Genomic DNA, 22783 nt, shown 5'->3' with positions numbered 1-22783 from the left:
GTACCGGCGGCGTCCTCACCTGCTTAACTAAATCACCAAAAGAAGCTCCCCAGTCTACTGTCTGAACTATTGCAAGATAGTATTGAACTGTTGCAATTCTTTCTGATACAATAGAAAAGATAAGGGTGATAAATCACCCTGTCAAATAATACAATCGGAGGAAAAAGAATGGAACCAGTCGAAGTAAGGGATATGCTGTATATCCTGGGCGTATGTGAAGAGCGAAGCTTTTCCCGGGCAGCGGAAAAGTATTATATTTCGCAGCCGGCGCTCAGCAAAATTGTAAAACGGGTAGAGGGGAATCTTGGCGCACAAATCTTTGACCGGAGTTCGGTTCCTCTGAAGGTGACGCCCGAAGGGGAAGTATTTGTCGACTACTTCAGGAAGATGCAGGAGATTCATCTGGAGATAGAGGGGTATTGCGATGAACTGCGCCGCCACAGAAAATGCGATCTGAATATCGGAGCGCCATCTTTTTTCTGCACATATGTGCTTCCTCCCCTGATCAATGCTTTTAAAATGGAATATCCTGGTATTGCAATCAAGATGATAGAAAGCAATGACAGTGATTTATGCAAATTTCTCAAGGCCGGAATGGTGGATCTGGGATTTTCCGTAGAGCCAACCATGCCTTCTAACTTTAAATCCTTTGTACTCCAAAAAGAGAATATCATCTTAGCGGTTCCCAGCAGCCTGGCGATTAACCGGGAGCTCCTATCCTATGCCATTGGATATGAAGACATATGCAGCGGCCGTTTTCTGATGCCGGAAATCCCGGGGGTACAGATGGAATGGTTTGCAAAAGAGAATTTCCTGTTTCTGAAAAGAGGCAACGATATGCACCGCAGGGGGCTTAAAATCTGCCGGGACGCAGGTTTTGAACCGAATATCGTCATGGAAATGGATCAGCTCCTCAGCGCCTGCTATCTTGCCGGGGCCGGTTCGGGAATTACCTTTATCCGAGCCAGTATTCCCTATTACATAGGCCCGTCGGAGGAATTGGTATTCTATAAAATTAACCATCCGGATACAACCCGCAACCTGAGCGTTTATTACAGAGATGAGGAGTGTACTGCATTACAGAAGCTGTTTATTGAACATCTAAAAAATACACCGATGCCGGGATGAGTCTATTCCATTTCTGACATGAAAGTATATCCCCCTGTCTATTGGACAATATATCGCCCCAATGCTATGATCGGATTAAGGTACAAAGTGATACCAAAAGAGTGAAAAACCCTGCTCAAACGGCCGTGACACAGTGGGGGTGATAAACAGGAGGAAATGAATTATGACAATAGCGGAAAAGTTTTCAAAACTTGGAATTGATAATGCTCCAGGGCAGGAGAGTTTACAGAAATCAGCAGCATTGGAAATACGTGGGGAGAAGCTTCCGGGAGCAGCGGTGGATTTCTCACATGGAGATGTCGACGCGCATGAGCCGGTTCCGGGCAGTCTTGAAATATTTGCAAAGGGGTTTGCCCAGGGTGGTTCCCAGGCCTATACGCCTTACCGTGGAAAAAAAAGCATATTGGAACATGTTGCATCCCGCCTATCAGCCTTTACAGGGGTTCAGATTAACCCGGACGAGAATCTGATTTTGACACCTGGAACACAGGGGGCTTTATTTCTTGCGGCAGGCAGCAATATTCTGCCGGGCGACAAGGTGGCTATTGTGGAGCCGGATTATTTTGCAAACCGTAAGATGGTGGAATTCTTCCATGGTGTACTCGTTCCCGTCCCGATGCATTATGAAAACAGGACCGACAGAGCAGGAATTGATTTAGAGATACTGGAAAAGGCATTTATTGACGGAGTAAAGCTGTTTATCTTCTCTAATCCTAATAATCCGGTGGGGTGCATTTATTCTTATGAAGAAATCTGCGAAATAGCTTCGCTGGCAAAAAAGTATAATGTCACGTTGATAGTGGATGAGCTTTATTCGCGTCAGATTTATCCGGGAATAACCTATACACACCTTTGCGCTCAGAAAGAAATACCGGAGAATTTGGTTACCATTATGGGGCCGTCGAAGACGGAATCGCTGAGCGGATACCGGCTGGGGGCGGCGTTTGGAAATGCCGAAATGATTGAACGTATGGAAAAGCTCCAGGCTATTATGTCCCTGAGGTGCAGCGGATATAATCAGGCTGTATTTACCACCTGGTTTAATGAGCCGGAAGGTTGGATGACGGCCAGGACAGCAAAGCATAAGGAAATACATGATGCAATAATGGAAAAATTGGCGGGCGTACCGGGGGTTTATGCAAGACCGGCAGAAGGCGGAAGCTATTTATTTATCAGGATTCCTGAATTAGATATATCACTTCATCATTTTATCAGGATTGTCCGAGAGATGGCTGATGTGACAGTGACTCCCGGCACGGAATTCGATCCGAAATGTATCTGGCAGTTCCGTATTAATTTTTCCCAGGATAAAGACAAGGCGGTTGCCGGAATAGAACGGCTGCTTCAGATTATGGAACGGTACCGTAAACAGAAATAAAGGAGGAAACAGATATGATGAAAATCGCATTTTTAGGCGGCGGGAAAATCGGCAGAGCGATGATTGAACATGTAAGGGAGAAAAAGAACGGTGAGATAGAGTTTGTATATGATCCGTTTATAAAAGAAACAGAAGTCTGCGGCGTTAAAGTGGTGGATGAGATACCGGCGAATATCTTCCAGGGGCTCGATCTGGTGGTTGAATGTGCTGAAGCAAAGGTTCTTACCGAGCATCTCGAAGATATTCTGCCGTGCTGCAGTATCATGCCGTTTTCCATGACTGCTTTTCGCGACGACAGCCTGAAAGAGAGGGCAAAGGAACTTTGTGATAAATTTGGCACCAATGTATTTTTGCCGCATGGGGCGATCCTTGGTCTGGACGGAATCTTTGACGGCCGTGACGCTCTGCGGGAAGTAAGTGTTGAAACAATTAAAAATCCCAAAAGCCTGGGACGCGATGATACGGAACTCACGGTTCTCTATGAGGGAACAACAAGGAAAGCTACGGAACTGTTTCCGAGAAATGTGAATGTCCATGCTGCGGTCGCTCTTGCCGGGATCGGCTTTGACCGTACCCGTTCTAAGATTACAGCAGATCCGACGGTTGACACAAATACCCATGTGATTCATCTCGTCGGGGATGGGATTGATTTTGAGATTCGCGTTTCCAGCTTTTCGGAAGGAGGCGTGTCCGGAAAATACGTACCGCTTTCTGCATGCGGCAGTTTGGATCGGGTTCTTGGAGGCAGCGGTTTTTGTTTTGTATGATATGTCCGGCAGGAGAGGGGGAATAGGATATGAAAACAACGCTGCGATGGCTGGATCAGCATTTTGAGGAGATGTTGATGGCAATTTTTCTGTGCGGAGTTGTTGTTCTGATGACACTGCATGTGTTTTTTCGCTATGTAATGCGGGCTCCGCTCACATGGTCGGAAGAAGCGACAAGGTATATGTTCATCTGGTTTGTTTTTATTGGAATCAGCTATGGGATTCGGAATAATACGCATATACGGGTAAATATTATTGAGGTTCTCTGTCCGAAGGTGATTCCGGTATTCAGTCTTATACAGGATCTGGCAGGAGCATTATTTATCCTTTATCTGCTCCCTGCCGCATTTAACTCTATGCGGCAGATAGCAGAGAGAAATCAAACTTCCGCAGGGCTGCATCTTCCTATGATATTTGTGTATGGCGCCCTGTTTATGGGGCTGTGTATCAGCGTGATCCGAATCATTCAGAAATTTTATTGCCGCTTTCGGTTTCCGGCAGCGAAAAACAGAGCGAAAACAGAAGGAGGGAAAGAAGTATGATTGGCATTATGTTTATTATCTTCGCACTGTTTTTGGCGTTGGGAATTCCCATTGCATTCAGCGTGGGCTGGGCCACCCTGTCGGTTCATCTGATGAATCCGGCATTTACCTGTGATGCGGAATATTTTTTCAAGACCATGGTAAATGGCATGGATTCCTACGTACTGCTGGCAATACCTCTTTTTATGCTTTCATCGAGTATTATGGCTGAAAGCGGTATGTCGAACCGTCTGTTCGATTTTTTCTCTTATTTTTTTGGGAATATAGCAGCGGGACTCCCGATTGCCGTGGTTATCACCTGTCTGTTTTATGGAGCGATCTGCGGTTCCGGTCCTGCGACAGTGGCAGCCATTGGAACAATGTGCATTCCGCTGTTAACAAGGCTGGGGTATGAGAGAGATTTTGTTACCGCCATGATTGCTGTGTCGGGAGGTCTGGGGGTTATTATCCCTCCCAGCATACCTTTCATTACCTATGGACTTGCAACAGGCGCTTCAATAGGCGATTTATTTATTGCAGGCTTTGCTCCGGGAATTTTAATTGCCCTGTGCCTGATTGCTTACATTATCTACTATTTTTCACGCCGCGACAACAGCTGTCTTCAAATTGCGCAGAACACAAAAACACTTCGGAAAAAAGGTTTTATCAATATTTTTAAAGAAAGTTTTTTCGCGCTACTGGCTCCAGTTATTATTTTGGGAGGAATATATGGCGGGATTGTCAGCCCCACTGAAGCAGCCTGCGTTTCCGTCGTTTACGCACTGTTGGTAGGTGTTTTTGTATACAGGGCCATCAACTTGAAAACATTGTCAACCTGTCTGATCGACACGGCCCGTACCGCGACTCCAGTTATGCTCATCCTGTCCGTCTGCATTGTATTTGGACGTGTGCTTACGATTCTGAATCTTCCGCAGACCCTGGCAGCTTATGTGGTTGGACATGTGCAGAGTAAAATTGTTGTACTGCTGGTTATCAATATATTTTTACTTTTTGCAGGCATGGTCATGGATACGGTTCCCTGTATTCTGATTTTGTCACCAATCATGCTGCCGATTGTACAGCAATACGGCGTAGATCCGATTCATTTCGGTGTCCTTATGACGGTTAACCTGGCAATCGGATTTGTGACGCCGCCTATTGGTACAAACCTGTTTGTAGCCAATTCACTGACACAGATTCCAATCACGCGGATTGCCAAGCACGCATTGCCTTTTATTGCCATGTTTTTACTGGCATTGATGATGATTACCTATATACCGCAGATTACGATGTTTTTACCGAATTTATTGGGATAAGCAATAAGTTCTGGAATATTTACACAAAAAGGGGGATAACTCCCACGGATTCCTGATAATTACCGTTCAGAAGAGGGGAATGAGCTACTGCCCCTGCGATCAAGGAGGAAAATGATGAAAAAATATTTTATAGCTGTCTTGACCCTGGCACTTTCTTTTAATTTAGCTGCTTGCGGCAGCTCAGCCTCTACTGGTGATTCCGGACAGAAGGCCGGAGGACAGGAGAGCGCTTCCGCTTCAGGAGAAACTATTACCATTAATATAGGCCACGGAGGAGCGGAAAGTACAGCTCAGCAGGTAGGGTGCCTGGCATTAAAGGACTACATGGAGAAGAATTCCAATGGTGCATTTACTGTTAATATATATCCAAATAATTCAATGGGCAATGATGATGAACTGTGCCAGATGGTGCAGAGCGGAAACCTGGAGATGTGCCTTGCAAATTCTATTATTGTAAATTATGTGAATGACGGTGTTATCTACGATTTATTTTATAACTTTAATAACATAGAGGATGTAAAGAAAAAGTATATGGAGGATGAAAATTTCCTGAACGTTATGCGGGAGAAATATTCCGCAGCAGGCTTCTATCTGGGCGGTTATAGCGTTCACGGCTTCCGCGTGGCGACTGCCAATAAGCCGCTCACAAGTCCGGACGCTCTGAAAGGCTTGACATTCAGGGTCATGCAAAATGATCTGCATATTGAGGGATGGCAGTGTATGGGGGCAACTCCCACGCCGTTTTCTTTCAGTGAACTGTACACCGCTTTACAGCAGAAGACAATAGACGCCCAGGAGAATCCGATTGAGCTTATTTATTCCCAGAAGTTTTATGAACAGCAGTCCGATATCACCAAGACGAACCACTTACAGCAGACACAGCAGTGGCTGGTGAGCCAAAGCTTCTATGACAGCTTGTCTGATGAAAATAAAAAGCTGTTGGATGACGGTATAGCCGCCGCCTGTGAGGCAGCTACCAGCTACGCCCTTGATAACGAAGCGGCCTGGACAAAGGAAATAGAGGAATATGGCTGTACGATCACGGAGCTTACCGATGAACAGAGAGCAGTGTTCAAAGAGGCCGTTGCTCCGGAATGGGCGAGTGTAGAGGCAAAGGTTTCACCGGAGGTTTGGGAGGCATACACAAAATAGCAGGATACTTTATATCGGAACGGGAGAGATACAATGAAAATTCTTATCATCAATCCGAATAGTGATGAAAACACAGACGCTATTATTGAGGAAAAGGCAAAGAATCTGTCGCTTGACGGAGTGGAAGTGGACGTTGTTCATGTGACAAGGGCTCCAAAACTGGTATGTTCTTACGAAGAACAGGCCGGTTCTGCGGAGGAAATGATTCAGCTGATCCGTACGACAACAGATATTTACGATGCTTATATAGTAGCCTGTCACTCTGACCCGAATCTGGAACTGGTTCGGGAAATAGCGGGAAAACCGGTAGTTGGGATTGCGGAAGCCTCATTAAGGATAGGGGCGGCCATGGGTAACGGCTATGCAGTCATCTCCCCTTCCCCAAATTCCATATCCAAAAAAATTGCCCTGGCCCATAAGTACCGCTGTGACGATCTGCTGAGGACAATTAAGGTTACGAAAAGCGGAAGCAGGGAAGATCTGCTGATTGCAGCCAGGGAAGCGAAGGAAGAATTTGGTGTTGATGTGATCGTGCTGGGATGTGCCAATTATGCGAATGCGGATGGCTATATTGAGCGCGAACTGGGAATCCCGGTGCTGGACGGGGTGGCCTGTGCATTAATACTGGCTTCCGGCCTCGTTCAGTATAACAGGTGTAAAAAGGAAAATTTGTGATGAATGAAAGGGGAAGAGATACAATGAAATTAGAGCTTGCAGTTATAAACGGATTGGTTTTCACAGAAGGCGGTTTTCGTAAAGCCGATGTTGGAATCAGCAACGGTAAAATTGCTATGGTTACAGAGCCTGGCTGTCTTCCGGAAAGCCTGAAAACGATAGATGCGGATGGCAGGCACGTGCTTCCCGGCGGCATTGACACGCATGTTCATTACCGTGATCCGGGCCATGCGGAGCGGGAGACATTCCAGGTAGGGACGAGAGCCGCTGCGGCTGGCGGATGTACCACTTTTTTTGAGCACCCTATTTCCATTCCACCTCAATACAATCCTGAAATTCTTCACAACCGCGTGAATCTCTGCAAAAAAGGGAGCTGTGTCGACTTCTGCTTTTTCGGAGCGGCCGGCGGCGAATTTCCTGAAGAGATAGAGCCATTGTCGCATGAGGGAGTGGTAGCTTATAAAACCTTCCTCCACGAAGCGCCGGAAGAACGGGATGCTGAGTTTAAAGGCCTGACAAGCGCGAATAATGCCCAGCTTATGCGTGCTCTGGAAGAAGTGAAAAAGACAGGCCTCACGTTGGCTGCCCATGCGGAAGATAATGAACTGGTCACGGGAAATATCAAACGGCTTAGAGAAGAGGGGCGAACCGATTATCTGGCACATTGTGATTCACGCCCTCCTATTACTGAAATCGAGGCAATTGCGAAAATGCTCCGATTTGGAAAAGAGACGGGATGCCCGATAGAACTGGTTCATGTTTCAACATGCGGAGCTATGGAACTGGCGAAACAGGCAAAGGAGGAAGGGCAGAAGGTTTATGTGGAAACCTGTCCGCACTATCTGCTTCTGGATGAAAGCTATGTCGAAAAATATGGCCCGTATGCAAAATGCAACCCTGCCCTCAGGAAGAAAGAGGAGGTGGAAGGGCTGTGGAAATATGTGCTGGACGGTACGGTGGATTTTATCGGCAGCGATCACAGTCCGTTTCTCGTTTCGGAGAAGGAAAAAGGCAACGATGATATTTTTGTAGCTCCGGCCGGTTTTCCAGGCATTGATCTGCGCCTTCCGCTGATGCTGACAGAGGCCAAAAAAGGGCGTCTCAGTCTGGAGAAGGTAGTTGAGCTTTGCTGTGTCAATCCTGCCAAATGCTTCAATATCTTTCCGCAAAAAGGAACGATTTCTGCCGGTGCAGATGGAGATTTGGTCGTGGTGGACATGAAGCGGGAGGTAATTTGCCACGCCCGGGACAGCTATTCTCAGGCTAAAGATATCTCAAAAGTTTATGAGGGATGGAAACTCGGCTGCTCCATTGACTATACGGTTGTACGCGGCCGGGTGGTGATGGAAAATGGTGATGTGGATGAAAGTGCGGCAGGCTGGGGAAAATTTATCAAACCTGTTTTAAAGGCATAAATACCGGTATCAATCTCAAAGTAACTGTTCAGCCATGGGATAAAAGAAATGCCTGTGGAGGGAACAGTTACTTTTGAAATGAAACAATGTGGAAAGGATGACATTCATGAATCATATAGGAGATATCTTGTCGGAAATCGGCAGGGCAGGCAGAAACAGCGACGGCTCTTATTCCCGCGGCTGTTACAGTCCGGCCTATTTTGACGGCCTGGATATTGTGGAGCGCCAGATGGAGGAGTTGGGAATGGAAGTGAGCCGTGATGCGGCAGGCAACATCCTGGGCGTATTGCCGGGGAAAGATAAAAAACGGGGCAGTATTATTATGGGCTCACATTTGGATACGGTTCCTTCCGGCGGACTGTTTGACGGAGCATATGGCGTTGCCGGAGGACTCGAGGTGATACGCCGCATGAAAGAGGAAGGAAAAACATTAAATCATTCGTTGGAGCTGTATGGCTTTAACGGTGAAGAGTCCAATCCTCTTGGAGGTACATTTGGCAGCCGAGCTGTTGCAGGATTGGTAGAACCGGGGCAGCCAGGGCTTAGTGAGGCTCTGAAAACATATGGTCATACGGTGCAGGATATTCTAAACTGCAAACGCAATTTTTCGGATGCTAAATGTTATTTGGAGCTTCATATTGAGCAGGGAGATCGTCTGTTTAACGATGAAATGGAAATTGGTGTTGTGAGCGGAATTGTGGGGATAGTGCGATATAAAGTGATAGCCGTCGGACACAGCAACCATGCAGGAACAACCATGATGCAAAAGCGGCGTGATGCCCTGACGGCTATGGCAAAGCTGATCGTTCAGGCCGATGCAAAATGTCGGGAGAATGATAATGCCCTTGTACTGACTGTAGGTACGATCCGGTGCTGGCCAGGCTCTGAAAATGTTATTCCGGGCCGGGTTGAATGCATATTTGAAATGCGTCATATGGACAAGGACATGACGGATAGGCTGATAGATGAGATTCGTAACATTGCCGCAAAAATTGATACGGTAGAGTTTGAGATCACAAAGCAGATAGATAAAGGGTCCGTTAAATGCGATGAGCATTTAATGAAGGTGATTGGCCGGGCGGCTGCCGAACTGGAGATGAAACACATTATCATGCCGAGCGGAGCCGGACATGATGCGAATCCAATGGCCCATTGCCTGCCTGTCGGGATGATTTTCGTTCCCAGCAAGGATGGGTTAAGTCATTGTAAAGAAGAGTGGACGGAAGAAAAAGAACTGGAAAATGGTGTGGATGTTCTATACAAAACAATTGAACTGTTGGATGAGGAAGTGTAAAACACCGGTTGTACATCACGTTTTATTTGCATTATTTAAATCGTAATCAAATTGAAAGATAATTCTTCTTGAACATTTTTCCTTCCCCTGATAGAATGTATGGTAGAGTATTGTATACAACGGGAGGAATTTATATGAGGAAGAGAGGAATCACTGTTTTTACCCTCTCCATGATGCTGGCGCTGGGGACGGCGACGCTGACCGCATATGCGGCAGGATGGCAGCAGTCAGGGACAGACTGGGTCTATTATGATTCTAATAATTATAAGGTAACGAATGAATGGAAGAAGGGAGCCGACGGTCTCTGGCGTTACCTGAACTCTCAGGGGGTTATGGCAGTAAATTCCTGGGCTGATGATGAATATTACGTGGATAATAACGGCATTATGGTCACAAATAAGTGGCTGAAGCTGCAGAAGAAGAATCCGGGCTGGGATGAAGAGAATACGATGGTCTGGTATTACTTCAGTAACAGCGGCAAGATAATAACGGACGGCTGGTCAAAGATTGATAATAAGTACTATTATTTTGACAGTGACGGTGTAATGCAGACGGGCTGGGTGGACGACGATACGTATTATACAGGTTCCGACGGGGCAATGCGTACGGGCTGGCAGTATTTACAGGATCCGGAAGATAAAGATTCCTTTGATGATAAGACAGTGCCTTTTGAGGATGATGAGGACAAGCACTGGTATTATTTCCAAAGCTCCGGCAAGAAGTATGTGCCGAATATCAGCAGCGGAGATTATAAACTATATAAGATAGACGGCGTTTATTACTGTTTCAGCGAGACGGGAGCAATGCAGACCGGCTGGGTGAATATGGGGGATAAGGCCGATGGAAGCTTTGAAAATTACCGCTTTTTCCAGGAGAACGGCAAAGTGCAGACAGGGTGGTACTCGTCAACTCCGCCGGAAGACAATGATCTGGATATGGATTTGGGGAATGAAGTGGAGTGGTACTATTTCTCCAGCAGCGGTATTCCTAAGGTAGGGCCGCCGGCAGAAGAGGCATCGACCAGCGATTTAGTAAGAATCAACGGGATTACATATCTGTTTAACGAGAAGGGGAATCCGGTTTACGGACTGAGACGACTTAGAATCGGAAATACCGATGAATATGCCTGCTATTACTTTGGCAACAAGGCAACAAGCTCTGTTGTGAAAGGGAAGGGCACGGTGGAAGAGGGAGACGGTACCAAGAGCGATTTCTATTTCACCGAATCAGGAACCAAAGCAGGGCGCGGTTATACCGGTGTCAAAGATAATTACCTGTTCTATATGGGCAAGCTTCAGAAGGCGGAAAGCGGAACCAAGTATGAGGCCATCAAGATCGACAATAAGGTTTATCTCGTCAGTACCTCGGGTAAAATTGTAAAATCCACTACCGTTAAAGATTCCAGCGGAACCAAGTATAAGACGAATTCCTCCGGACAGATTATTCAGGTGGACGAGCAGAGTGATGATGGGAAGTCACTGGCACGCGAGCCGATTGAGCCTGATTACTGGGAAGATTAACGGGAACTGCCGCAAGATGTAAAACGGAAGACAGATGGAAAACAGATGAATGATAAAAGAGGATTTCTTGCAGGTTATTGCATGAAATCCTCTTTTTGCCGATTGATGGCGGTAACCTGTGCGCGGAGCGTGCAGGTTATCGTTATACCTTTCTGACCGGCCGGATATATTTCCAAAACCGCTCCGGATCATGATAGAAATAAATGATTCTGCCCGGAGTGGTGTCGTAACAGTATCCGGTGCCGGTGAAATCGAAATCAGCCATGGCTTTTTCAACGAGATCTTCTACGCTGCGGTTTTCCTGCTCATAATCAAAGGGCCCGTGTTCAAAAACCATATACTCAGCTTCCGGGATATCGGCCATGAGCATTTGAGGCGGAATTTCACCTTGATAATCCATGGGAAGGCGTACGCCATAACACTCGGTGCGAGGAAAGCCCCAATCGCAGAGCCTGCCTTCCGGATCGTTGATATAGGCCATAAGCTGGCCGCTGCTGCTGTTGGATTCACTTCCGCCGTCGTCGTCCAGCTTGCCTTTAATACTGTCGAGTAAGCCGCAAATGGTTTCACAGTCCTGCCCCGGAATGAGACTCTGCTTTTGCCAGAAATCCCAATATCCGTTGCTTTCATAGTTTTTAATGTGCAGAAATTTGTGTGCGGGAATGGTTACAAAATAAATTTTAACATCGTCCGTGGATTTTATCATGCCAATCTCTCCAAATCCTAAAAAGTAGCGGTCGAAGGAGTTTATTTTTGTACGAAGAACGACCGGCGTCGGTTTTTTGCGGTACTTGCTCGGAGTGATGCCATAGGTTCCCTTGAATGCCCGCGTAAATGCTTCATGTGATGAAAAACCGTAATCAAAGGCGATATCCAGCAGACTTTTCCTGCTGTCCCGGACTTCTTTTAACGCAAAGGCCAATTTCCTGTGACGCAGATAGTCGCGGAACTGCATGCCCGATATTTCTTTGAATTTCCTTGTTGTGTAATATTCGGAATAGCCCAGCCTTTGGGAAAGGAAACGCAGGGTCAGCGCTTCATCATTATAGTGTTTAATGCAGTTGTCAATTTCATCAACAATTACCTGTATTTGTTTCTGCCATTCGTACATGTGTTTCTTCTCCTCTTTCAACCACCCTGTAATCATTATAAGGATCCGGAGAGTGTGCCGCTTGATTTTACTTGCGGTTATTTTGTCTTTTTAGTATTGTCCGATTAAGCAAAATGTAAAACAGGCCGCCGTTATATTGCTTCTGCAACTTCACGGCGGCCTGCCTTACGGCTTGAATTTGATTTATAAGACAGTCAGCGGATACTTATCCAATGTCTCCACCTGTCCGATTATTCTTGCGGCCGGACACTTTTCGTTCAGCCGTTTTACAAGTTCGATACCGGTTTTTTCGGGAACAGAGATCAACAGACCTCCCGAGGTCTGGGGATCGAACATTAAATCCGATAATGAATCAGGAACAGAAGGGCCTATATTGACCAGCTTATCTAAATACTCCCTGTTTTTGTAAGCTCCTGCCGGTACCAGTCCCATGGCGGCTGCATCGACAGCTCCGTCCAGGGCGGGGAGGGCCATGGAATCAATTGCAATACTCAGATTACTGCCGGCCGCCATCTCATATGCATGTCCTAACAGGCCGAAACCCGTTACATCCGTGCAGGCGTGGATATCGGAGAAATGCTCCATGGTTTGTGCAGCATACCGGTTCAGCATTTCCATGGAAGAGAGAAGCTCCCTCTGCTGTGGGACGGTTAAAAGGCTGCCTTTCCATGCAGTTGTGAGGATTCCGGTTCCCAGCGCTTTGGTGAGAATCAGAACATCTCCCTGCTGAATGGTGTTATTGCGCAGTATGCGATCCGGATGAACGAAGCCGGTTACGCTCAGACCGTATTTCGGAACAGGATCCTGGATCGTGTGTCCGCCGCAGATGATGGCATCCGCTTCCTGTACTTTTTCATAACCGCCCTGCAATATAGCCTGTACCGCAGACTTGGGAAGCGTCTCCGGGAAACAGAATACGTTCATGGCGAGCTTGGGTCTTCCGCCCATGGCGTACACGTCGCTGAGTGCATTGGCGGCGGCCGTTTTGCCGTAAGAATAAGGATCATCTACTATCGGCGGGAATATATCGACAGTCTGGATTAAGGCCAGTTCATCGCTTATCCGGTAGACGGCCGCGTCGTCGCTGGTTTGAAAGCCTACCAGCAGATTCGGATCATTAAATTTGGGTAAATGGCACAAAACTTGTGCCAGGGCATCAGGGCCTATTTTGGCCGCTCAGCCGCGGTGCGCTGTCATAGATGTCAATAATATATCTGCCATGCGTATACCTCCTTTGTTCTGTTAGAAAACACCTCATTAAGTGCTCATAGTACATCGATACACTAAACTCGTGAAGAACCTCGTTAAGTGTATCGATGTGACTCGCACTAAGCTCGAAAACACCTCGCTAAGTGCTCATAGTATATCACAGGGGATGTGGGATGGCAAGGCGGAGGGAGGAAAGCGGGGAGGATGATCGTTACAGTTCAGCCTTCGGCCAAACAGCAACAAATGATGCACAGAAACGGCAAAAAAGCCGTTTCGCGCCGCATAACTCGGGATTTTCGCAAAAAGAAGCGAAAACACCTCGCGGAATACATCATGGCGGAACTGTTACGGATGATCCGCAGAAATATAAAATTCCGGTGGAAGAATAGAATGAATTCTGATACGATAGAGGATAGTTGCCGGCGGATACGCTGATAGGGAAAGAGGGGAGGACATTGAATAAATTGTATACGCTTATTACAAACAATGAATTGGTAAAAGAGCGCTACGGCGCATACGGGAAGGAACTGAACGTGGAATATCTGGAGGATGCGGGCTGTCTGGATGTTTTGATAAAGGCGAGGGACGCGATTCACGGAGGGAGCCGCCTGGAGACACATCCGATGGCAGGCAGCATCAAACCGAACCAAAATCCATACAAGACGGTGATGATATCCGACGGAAAGGTGGATCCGGAGGAATTTCAGGAATTTATTACAGTGATGGAGAACAGCATTATGACCTGCCGCAAGTTTCTTATGGAAAAACCGCTGCCCGAGTGGGATGAAAAATTGAAGAAGGATTTCCGCTATATCGATCAGTCGCTGATTGAAAGTGCAGTCAGCCGCATTTAGAAGAAAAACAGAAGAAAAGGGAAAGACCGGCCTGAAAAATGGATCCATTCGTCCCCTTCATATAAGGAAGTGAAGGGACGAGGGCGGCTCCGACAAATTACGGTATAGTCATTCGTGGCTATGCCGTTTTTTGTTCCTTTGTACGCTTCTGTTTTAAGCGTTCTTGAAACATCTCTTCATATTCTTCAGCAGACGGGGCTGTTATGATACCAACACCATTGTAGTAAATGTCAATGGGATATACGGTTTTGCCATCTATGACCTGCTTTTTTGAAATCATAATGTAGTCGATAAACTCATTGACAATGGAAGGCGTAAGTTCCTTAATTTCCGTGTATCGCTTGACTTTTTCCACAAACGCAAGTACATTTGATGTTTTATCGTCCTGTGCTTCGATTTCATTACGCAGCATAGCAACTGTTTCCTTGAGCGATTTCTGCTCTGCTTCATAGCTTGCCGACATTATCGCAAAACGCTCATCAGTCAGCTTGCCAGATACATTGTCCTCATAAATCCGCTGAAATAATACATCTAATTCTGCAATACGCTTTTCAGATTTGGATAATTCACGCTTCTTTTTTGCAAGCTCTCTTTTCTGCTCCTCACTCGATTTCTCAAGCTGTTCCTGCACAAATTGTTTTTCAAATGCTTGTACATAGAATAGAACACGCCGCAAACTTTCAACCACTAAGGCATAGACTACCTTTTCTCGGATATAATGGGCGGTGCAGTTTGCTGTGTTCTTACGGTAGTTGGAGCAGAAGAAATATGCCTGTTCACGGCTGTAATTATTCGTTACGCTGTAATACAACTTTTCACCGCAATCCCCACAGTAAAGCAATCCCGAAAACATACTGACCTCGCCTGTGCGGTTTGGTCTGCGTTTGTTCGCCCGAAGTGTCTGCACAAGCTCCCAAGTTTCCCTGTCAATAATGGCTTCGTGAGTATTCTCAAAGACTTTCCATTCTTCCTTTGGTCGCTCTATTTTCGTTTTATCCTTAAATGAGCGTGTAGTGGAACGGAAATTGACTGTATCTCCGATATATTCCTGCCTTTCAAGAATATCTGCAACCGTTCTTGTCGCCCACTTATGCGGAATAGCAGGTAAAGCAGATGTCTTTCTGCCCTGTGATTGCCAATGCTCCGTCGGCGTTGGAATACCCTCTGAAAATAGAATGTTTGCTATCTGTGTTGGTCCATACCCCTCAACGCATAAGCGGAATATTTTTCGCACAACCTCGGCGGCTTCTTCATCAACAAGCCATTCATTGGGATTAGCTTCATTTTTCTTGTAGCCATATGGAATTACTGTTGTCAACGGCTTGCCCGACATTCCCTTGTTCTGGAATACCGCACGCACCTTCTTTGAGGTATTCTTAGCGTGCATTTCATTAAACCAGTCCTGCACAGGAAGAAAATCACTTAAGCCGTCTTTGGTGTTGATATTATCCATAATGGCGATATAGCGGATGCCCAGACGGACAAAATCTTCTTCCAATAACTGACCGACAACAAGACGGTTTCGTCCGAGCCTTGAATGGTCTTTGACAATGATAGTTTCAACCTTTCCTGCTTCGGCAAGCTCCATCAGCTCCATAAATGCGGGTCTTGTGAAACTAACTCCCGAATAGCCATCGTCCACGAAAAACTTGGTGTTCTTAAATCCGTTTTCTTTTGCGTATTTTTCTACGATTGATTTTTGATTGGTAATACTGTTGCTCTCACCTTGTAGTTCATCATCTCTTGATAGTCTGCAATAAAGAGCGGTTATTTTATCTGACTGTCTGTTCAAAATTAACTCCTTTCCGACAGTCGGATATGATGTTTGTAGTAGTCATAGTATATCATATTCGCCGTCTTACTTCAACGCTTTAAAGCGATAATCTTTCCCGCTATTCATTTTTTAATACTATCCTGTGTACCTTGTTTACCATATCTTCGCTTTTTTCGTTATCGAAATGGGAGCAAACAACATAGTAAATTCCGTCAATTTCCTTTGCAAAATCTAATTCTTTCGGCTTGGAGATTTGTTCAAAAAAGGCAAGTCGTTTTTCCTTTGGCAATTCGGCAAGCATATCATAGATACTGTCGATGGCTTCTCGGATAGTTACATCTTCAATGATTTCGTTCTGTTCGCTCATAATTCAATCCTTTCTCAGTATCAGGCACAGAGATAGCTTTTCATTTGTGCCTTTATCTTTTCTCTGGCGATAATGACAGACCGTCGTACCGCCTGTGCTGTGCAGTTCTCCATAGCGGCGATTTCGTAATAGTTATAGTCATACTCATAATAGAGCAGGAAACGCCGCCTTTGAATTTCGGGCAGGCTGTTAATCGCCTTATACAGCAATTCCGAGCGTTCTGTTTCAATAATGATTTCTTCAACGCTTTTGGGAATGTATCTTGCCCGCCTGTTCAGTGTTTCTTCGTAGACCTCGTTGAATTCCTTGTGGCGTTGGTCGGACTGTTGGAGGTTGCGGTTTTTCCGTTCCAACTGCCGAAACGCAAAGTACAATTCATCCGACACATTCAAATTCTGAAACGCTCCTGTGCTGTCCTTAAAGCTGATAAAATATTTCATCACTCCATCGGCGTAGCTTTCCCCTCGGAGCGTGTAAACCCTGTCCATAAAAGTCACTTGTCTTTCCTCCTGCTAAAAAAATGGGCAAGAGGTTTTTAAGCCTCTCACCCAATAGCCCGCAGGAAGATAGAAATTTCCCTTTAGCCTTTAAAATTGCTTTAGCTTATTACGCAGCCTTTCTATCCGCTTGTAAATGGACTTTATAGATAGATTTACGATTGACGAGATTTCCTTTGTGGAATACCCCTGCATTTTCAACAGAACAATTTGCAGGGTACGCTTGTCCACTGTGAGCAATGCCCGATACAGATTTTCATTCTCAATCTCGTTCAGTAAATCCGCAACGGTTTTTACATCTACTAATGGCTCGACCTCCGCCATTCCCTCAAGGTATTCTCCAAAATCGCTTGTCCAGCGGTAAAACCGCCTGTTTGAATTAAAAACCGCCCTGTCATAGATACGGATTTCTTCAATGGTATCCTCATCGACACCACACTTTCGTAAAATTGTTTCCTCGGCTTCTTTCCATATACGCCATTTGCGTTCTTCCCGTCCGTGGTTATATGCCATTTTAATTTCCTCCAATCTGAATTTTCAAAATCGTTAAAATTCAGATTGGAGGGTGGCGAACGGCAGCCAACGCCCAAAATCGCCTTACGGCGAATTCCTACAAAAAACGACAAAAGAAAAACCGCAAGGACGGTCATACCCTTGCGGCTCAATGTGATTATAGTTCTATTATGTAGAGATGTGGCTTCTACTTTTGGGGTGCAAAGCCCCCATGTGCTGACGAGGATTTTTTTAACAGGTTATCTGCACCTTCTCGGTGTGGTATATGTAAATAGGAGCTACTACTTGCAATCAATAAAAATCCCTCCAAACTTCAAAAAGCGAAGTCGGAGAGTATTCAGAGCGTGGCAAATCAGCCCACCGAAACATCGTTTTTTTATTCGGTGAGCTTGTCCAACCTATGTTATATGAAAAGAAAGAGCCGACAAACTGTGATTGCTCACAAGTTCATCGGCTCTGCGTCTGTGCGTCTGGCTCTTTAATGATTGTTATCCGCAAGTCCTTTGCTTCAATCAAAGTTTCCTGTTTACATTTCGGACAGTAAAGAGGATAGTTTATCAAAATAGTATCCTCTCTAAGTCTATCACGGGTTTTGCTGCCACAGACAGGACAGCGCACCCATTTTATTTCACTCATTCTGCCTTTCCTCACTTTTGAAATAATCTATTAACAATATTTACCTTTCATCTTTTGATAATTCTTTGCTTTTTAGATTTGTAATTAGCCATTTACGCATAGCTTTTAATTGTTCTTCCGTATGAAACCAATGCTCGCCACTTTCCATCACATCTAAGCCACAATGAAATTTATGTGCAAAATGTTCCACTATATCACGGTCAATTAAATTATCACTTCCGCCATATAGTATTTTAGTAGGAACTTCCCACTTTGTAATCGGATGGGATAGCGCATATTCCCAATACCTCCAAGAAAGTGTTTGATCGAATGTGGTAGGTATAATAAGCTCTTTCTTTAACTGTTCCTCTGTAACATTCGCCCAGCCCATCATTTTTAATATGAGTTGCTTCATATCCAGAACGGGCGAAACAAACAGGCAATTATTCAAACATTCATTGCCGAAACTAAGTATACTAAACCAAGCCCCTATGCTGTTTGCAAATAAAGACACTCGTTCCCAATGCACCTTTACAAACCCCATAACACCAGTCAACTCTGGCACAATATGCCACGGGTCAAACGAATCAATCTCGCCTTTTCTTTCTCCATGCTCTGGCAAATCTATACTTAAAACCTGATAACCATATCTACAAATAACTTTGGCGATACTCTGTGCTTCCTCTTTATTTCCACCTTGACCGTGAATATATAAATATATCTTTCTTGACGGTACTCCAAAAATAATTGCAGGAATTCCATCTATTGTAGTTATTTTCTTTGTAATAGCCATTTTCACACACCTCAATATCTTAATTGCTCTATATGACCAGACTTAATCGATTGGATGTTCTGAGCTATTTTTTCTTCTGACCAATCCCACCATTTCAATTTAAGCAACTTTGCGATTGTTTCATCATCAAACCGTTTTCTGATAGGTTTTGCTGGTACTCCTCCTACAATTGTATAAGGCGGGACATCTTTCGTGACAACAGCACGAGTCCCTATAATTGCACCATCGCCAATCGTAACACCTGCCAAAATGACTGCTTCATATCCAATCCAGACATCATTGCCAACAATAATATCCCCTTTGTTATCCCACGCCTCTGTAACATTCTTTTTCTCAAGTTCCCACTCATCGAAAAATAGGGGAAACGGATATGTGGACAGAGAAGCCATTGTATGATTTGCGCTATTAAAAAGAAACTTTGCACCGCAGGCAATCGAACAAAACTTTCCTATAATGAGTTTGTCGTGGTTAATCGGATAGTGATAAAGAACATTGTTCTTTTCAAAATCTGTAGGGTTATTTACAAAGTCGTTATACATGGTATAATCTCCCACGGTAATGCTTGTGTCGGTAATTGCATTTTTCAGATAAATAGTCTGCGTATCACCTGTCCGTGGATATAAAATTTCAGAGTTCGCCATTTTTGTAGTCCTCCTGTTGAAAATGCTATATCATAATTGTACACATTAACAAAGCTATTCTCAATACACCAAACAATACAGAAACAATCACTAGAAAAAGAGAGCTGCTTTTTCAGCAGCTCCCCGTAATCATTTCTGATATATTATTTTCCTTATGGCATATACCGAAAGATAGTATTGCTCCGCAAGTTCCTCAATCGAAACACCGTTCTGATATTTCTTTATGATGATTTTGTTGCGTTCATAAAGTTCCTTTCGGTAACCAGACAATTCACCCCAAGACTTATGCTGTTCGTCTTTGGCGGGTATATAGATATAACCCGCTTGCACATATTTTTGCAGTTCCTCGACCAACATATCAGGGAGAATTGTATTTGCATTGATGTATTTCATATGCAAGCTTCCTCCTTGATTAATAAAGTCAAGTAGCAAAGCCAGCAATATTATATTAGCGACTTATAATTACTCCATGCAAATGTCGCACATTATACTGGCTTTGCATGGAGCCATACTTTGTTTTTCTTTTTCTTATTTATACACATGATTTTTCACCACCAATATAAATGAATCGTTCTTTAATGCTTATAAGTATATCATTAAATTTTGAATACTTCAAGCTAGCTAATAAAGGGTTTTAGGGACGAAAGTCCCTAACAAGCGAATTTGGTTAGCCAAATTCAGTGCTTGGTAAGACATGATATTCATCTAGTCTTTCTTCATTTCCTTAGACTAAAACCTGGAAACCGCAAAAACAATCATCCTCAAATTGACTTAATAATCTAATGGTTGATTCTGTGTATCCTTAATCACGAAAAACGATTTTGCTCATTTATCATAAATAGTTTTACTGTGCTGATTGTAAATCAAATTCCCGTTTCCACTTATCAATTATTTCATTTATAACCAAAATATTTGATTCACGGTCTCCCATAATATTTGTTGCTTTTAAATTCGTTGACTTCAGAATGAAAGCGACCGAGGTTTCAATTACTCGCTTATCCAATGTCCAGAAAGATTCCTTGAATCTTTCTGTATTAATTATATTAATTATAGTTGTATCATCAATAAATTTTGTATATGATTCATTGTCAAATGTATAACCACGTGTACCATCACTACCAGACCATTCATTTGCATTTATAGATATATACTTTGGTATTGAATTAACTTCTGATAATGCTTCTTTCATATAATTGCTATATGATTCATTTTCTATAAACTCCCAGAGAAAAGATACTCTTCGTGCCTCTTTCCAATCTAGCAAGTTAGTTTTTAATAAAAAGCTTTTTGTTCTTTTTAGAAAGATTTTTTCAAGTTCATATAAATGTTCTAACGAAATGAGTTTTTCGTTCTGCATGTTTGATGTTTCTACAATTCTTCCATATGTTAATTCAATTATATGTAAAAGATGCAACAAATATTGAAAAGATAAAAAATCGCTATTAGAAAACATTTTTGAAATTATTATGAATCTTGAGTTTTCATCAATAATTTTGAAAAGCAAATCGGATATAGTATAGATACTAAGATCATTTAAATTCGCACCAATAAGATGGGATTTCTCTTCAGAAATTCTGCCACTTTGAAATACTAAAATGCTCAAAAAGAGTTCGATTCTATCTTCTGGAATCCTCGATATATTATGACGAATTTCTTTGAAATAATCGCTGAAAAGCTCTCGTTCATTAAGTATTTTAATATATTCTCTCAATTCTTGTTCATCCATTTTAAATAGGGAATTATCAATCTCTTTTCTGCTAATTTTTATAGTATCAAGTGACAACGAAAAGTACAAATCGAATTTGTCGCTAGATGAGATTCTCATTGCTTGATATATTTCATCTTGTGTCGCAAAATCACTAGGATAAAAAACGCCATTAGAAAATGACGGAAACAGGCTTGCAATGGAATTTAGCATGATAACAGGATTGTCAGGATATATCTTCTCAAACTCTTTTAGCGTTTCTTCTTTTCGCTTATTTAATTCATTTAATACTACCCCTCCACCTTTGTATCCCCCTATAAGCGAAAACTTATTTTCTTTTATCCATCCAAATATTTGAGGAGCAAACACTTGTAATGAGCTAATCCCCGCCATATCAATAAAATCTACTTCTTCTTTTACAGATGCGTACATAAAGGATAGTGCATTATAAAATCTATTTACATCTCGTAAAGTTTTAATAAAAGGACTGATACACGCATCGAAAACTTTTGACCAACGATTTTTGTCAAACTCCACACCATATGGTAAATAAATTATAGAATCAAGTTTCTCAAATAAAACATTGTATAGTTTGGAAATATCTACTGGTGGAACATCGAATGGAACCTGAATTATCTTTTCAAGATATTCTTGTCCATTACAACCTTGAACATCTTCAAGTGCACGAGAAACAATATCTTTATCAAATGAAAGAAGGTAAATTATATTGGGAAAACCTGCAACAGCATTAACTAATTGAAAAACAAGCCGGATTTGTTCGTTAGAAAGTCGGTCAATATCATCAATTACAACTAAAATTTTACAATCCAACTCTACAAGCGCTTTTTCAACTTCACGTTTTCTGTAAGCGACATCATTAAGCTTTGATTCTGCATTGTCTTTCATGGATTTTCCGAATGCTGATGTTAATTTAGGTATAATTTTTAAATACTTTCCTACAACAGGGATATATTCAGAATACTCTAAAGCAGAGGAATATTTTTCTATTGCACTTCCAACATCTTTAACTTTTTTATTTTTACTATCAATCTTCAAAGAATTTGTGAGTGTTATAAAAAATTGATTTATCAACTGGTTTGTATCTGTAAAATTCCACGGATTAAACTGTATAATAATTATTTTGTTATTGTCATCTTTGCTTTCCGACAATTGCTTAATCTCTTCAATTGCCATATTAAGTACAGATGTCTTTCCACATCCCCATTTTCCCTGTAATGACACCGCATAATTGTCTTTAGTTTGAAAATTAACTATTGCGTTTGCAAGTTGCTTTGCAAAAACACTTCTTCCAAGCTTGTCTTCACATGCTTTATTTATTGGTTTATCAGTATTAAACATAAAAATGTGCTCCTTTTAGTATAATTTCTCTGTTCATTTATAATATATCAATATATAGTATTAGATTAAAGTCTTTTGCTAATCTCTATTATAACATCTAATAATAAATTCTTCTACTCATAAGGCACACATCAAGCATTTTCGGAAATTTTTTATTTAAATTCCACCGCCCGCTTATG

The 22783-nt window shown here is 43.2% G+C and carries 22 protein-coding genes; 11 read left to right on the top strand and 11 right to left on the bottom strand.

Going from position 1 to position 22783, the window contains the following annotated elements; genetic code table 11:
- Positions 1-168: 168 nt before the first annotated feature.
- The 10 genes from CLOSYM_RS19345 (at position 169) to CLOSYM_RS19300 (ending at position 11166) form a co-directional block, all read left to right on the top strand.
- Entirely contained in the window at positions 169-1128 is a 960-nt protein-coding gene (locus tag CLOSYM_RS19345; protein WP_009297916.1) for a LysR family transcriptional regulator, read from the top strand.
- Positions 1129-1291: 163 nt separating this feature from the next.
- Positions 1292-2506 (top strand): pyridoxal phosphate-dependent aminotransferase, encoded by a 1215-nt coding sequence (locus CLOSYM_RS19340; protein WP_021643464.1) that lies wholly within the window; start codon positions 1292-1294, stop codon positions 2504-2506.
- A 14-nt stretch (positions 2507-2520) separates the two neighbouring features.
- On the top strand, positions 2521-3273 hold the full coding sequence (locus tag CLOSYM_RS19335; protein WP_021643463.1) for an aspartate dehydrogenase domain-containing protein: 753 nt from the start codon (positions 2521-2523) through the stop codon (positions 3271-3273).
- A 29-nt stretch (positions 3274-3302) separates the two neighbouring features.
- A complete protein-coding gene (locus tag CLOSYM_RS19330) occupies positions 3303-3815 on the top strand; it encodes a TRAP transporter small permease (RefSeq protein ID WP_021643462.1) in 513 nt (170 codons plus the stop codon).
- Entirely contained in the window at positions 3812-5110 is a 1299-nt protein-coding gene (locus tag CLOSYM_RS19325; RefSeq protein ID WP_021643461.1) for a TRAP transporter large permease, read from the top strand. Before CLOSYM_RS19330 ends, CLOSYM_RS19325 begins: the two co-directional genes overlap by 4 nt.
- 114 nt (positions 5111-5224) lie before the next feature.
- Positions 5225-6262, top strand: a complete 1038-nt coding sequence (locus CLOSYM_RS19320; protein ID WP_044902938.1) for a TRAP transporter substrate-binding protein — start codon at positions 5225-5227, stop codon at positions 6260-6262.
- Positions 6263-6295: 33 nt separating this feature from the next.
- Positions 6296-6937: an aspartate/glutamate racemase family protein gene (locus tag CLOSYM_RS19315; RefSeq protein ID WP_021643459.1), complete on the top strand. Its 642-nt coding sequence runs from the start codon at positions 6296-6298 to the stop codon at positions 6935-6937.
- Positions 6937-8352: an allantoinase AllB gene (gene allB, locus CLOSYM_RS19310; RefSeq protein WP_021643458.1), complete on the top strand. Its 1416-nt coding sequence runs from the start codon at positions 6937-6939 to the stop codon at positions 8350-8352. The genes CLOSYM_RS19315 and allB overlap by 1 nt, the downstream gene beginning before the upstream one ends.
- A 106-nt stretch (positions 8353-8458) precedes the next feature.
- Entirely contained in the window at positions 8459-9646 is a 1188-nt protein-coding gene (locus tag CLOSYM_RS19305; RefSeq protein ID WP_049943749.1) for a Zn-dependent hydrolase, read from the top strand.
- A gap of 134 nt (positions 9647-9780) precedes the next feature.
- Entirely contained in the window at positions 9781-11166 is a 1386-nt protein-coding gene (locus tag CLOSYM_RS19300; protein WP_003497905.1) for a PspC-like choline-binding domain-containing protein, read from the top strand.
- A gap of 142 nt (positions 11167-11308) precedes the next feature.
- On the opposite strand, the gene CLOSYM_RS19295 is transcribed toward CLOSYM_RS19300, so the two are convergent.
- Both CLOSYM_RS19295 and selD read right to left on the bottom strand, forming a co-directional pair.
- Complete coding sequence (locus CLOSYM_RS19295; protein ID WP_044902934.1) at positions 11309-12277, bottom strand: helix-turn-helix transcriptional regulator; 969 nt, start codon at positions 12275-12277, stop codon at positions 11309-11311.
- Positions 12278-12460: 183 nt separating this feature from the next.
- A complete protein-coding gene (selD, locus tag CLOSYM_RS19290; RefSeq protein ID WP_081459677.1) occupies positions 12461-13498 on the bottom strand; it encodes a selenide, water dikinase SelD in 1038 nt (345 codons plus the stop codon).
- Positions 13499-13941: 443 nt separating this feature from the next.
- On the opposite strand from selD, the gene CLOSYM_RS19280 reads away from it, so the two are divergent.
- Positions 13942-14340: a GrdX family protein gene (locus CLOSYM_RS19280; protein ID WP_009297928.1), complete on the top strand. Its 399-nt coding sequence runs from the start codon at positions 13942-13944 to the stop codon at positions 14338-14340.
- 118 nt (positions 14341-14458) lie between these two features.
- Here the strand turns inward: CLOSYM_RS19280 and CLOSYM_RS19275 are convergent, their stop codons facing one another.
- The 9 genes from CLOSYM_RS19275 to CLOSYM_RS19235 all read right to left on the bottom strand — a co-directional run bounded on the left by CLOSYM_RS19275 (position 14459) and on the right by CLOSYM_RS19235 (position 22604).
- Complete coding sequence (locus tag CLOSYM_RS19275; protein WP_021643453.1) at positions 14459-16132, bottom strand: recombinase family protein; 1674 nt, start codon at positions 16130-16132, stop codon at positions 14459-14461.
- A 100-nt stretch (positions 16133-16232) separates the two neighbouring features.
- Positions 16233-16481: a hypothetical protein gene (locus CLOSYM_RS19270; protein WP_021643452.1), complete on the bottom strand. Its 249-nt coding sequence runs from the start codon at positions 16479-16481 to the stop codon at positions 16233-16235.
- A gap of 20 nt (positions 16482-16501) precedes the next feature.
- Positions 16502-16969 carry an RNA polymerase sigma factor gene (locus tag CLOSYM_RS23250; protein WP_021643451.1) on the bottom strand — a complete coding sequence of 156 codons (468 nt, stop codon included), beginning with the start codon at positions 16967-16969 and terminating at the stop codon, positions 16502-16504.
- A gap of 99 nt (positions 16970-17068) precedes the next feature.
- Positions 17069-17491, bottom strand: a complete 423-nt coding sequence (locus CLOSYM_RS19260) for a sigma factor-like helix-turn-helix DNA-binding protein (RefSeq protein WP_021643450.1) — start codon at positions 17489-17491, stop codon at positions 17069-17071.
- A 447-nt stretch (positions 17492-17938) separates the two neighbouring features.
- Positions 17939-18127: a cysteine-rich KTR domain-containing protein gene (locus CLOSYM_RS19255; protein ID WP_044902928.1), complete on the bottom strand. Its 189-nt coding sequence runs from the start codon at positions 18125-18127 to the stop codon at positions 17939-17941.
- A 40-nt stretch (positions 18128-18167) separates the two neighbouring features.
- Entirely contained in the window at positions 18168-18899 is a 732-nt protein-coding gene (locus CLOSYM_RS19250; protein WP_021643448.1) for an alpha/beta hydrolase, read from the bottom strand.
- 11 nt (positions 18900-18910) lie between these two features.
- Positions 18911-19540 carry a CatB-related O-acetyltransferase gene (locus tag CLOSYM_RS19245; RefSeq protein ID WP_021643447.1) on the bottom strand — a complete coding sequence of 210 codons (630 nt, stop codon included), beginning with the start codon at positions 19538-19540 and terminating at the stop codon, positions 18911-18913.
- A gap of 129 nt (positions 19541-19669) precedes the next feature.
- On the bottom strand, positions 19670-19933 hold the full coding sequence (locus CLOSYM_RS19240) for a CD3324 family protein (RefSeq protein WP_021643446.1): 264 nt from the start codon (positions 19931-19933) through the stop codon (positions 19670-19672).
- Positions 19934-20384: 451 nt separating this feature from the next.
- Entirely contained in the window at positions 20385-22604 is a 2220-nt protein-coding gene (locus CLOSYM_RS19235; protein ID WP_021643445.1) for a KAP family P-loop NTPase fold protein, read from the bottom strand.
- Between the last annotated feature and the right edge of the window lie 179 nt (positions 22605-22783).

It is taken from the genome of [Clostridium] symbiosum ATCC 14940 (genome assembly GCF_000466485.1).
In the GTDB taxonomy this organism is placed as follows: domain Bacteria; phylum Bacillota; class Clostridia; order Lachnospirales; family Lachnospiraceae; genus Otoolea; species Otoolea symbiosa.
This window is presented reverse-complemented; position numbering and strand designations above follow the sequence as displayed.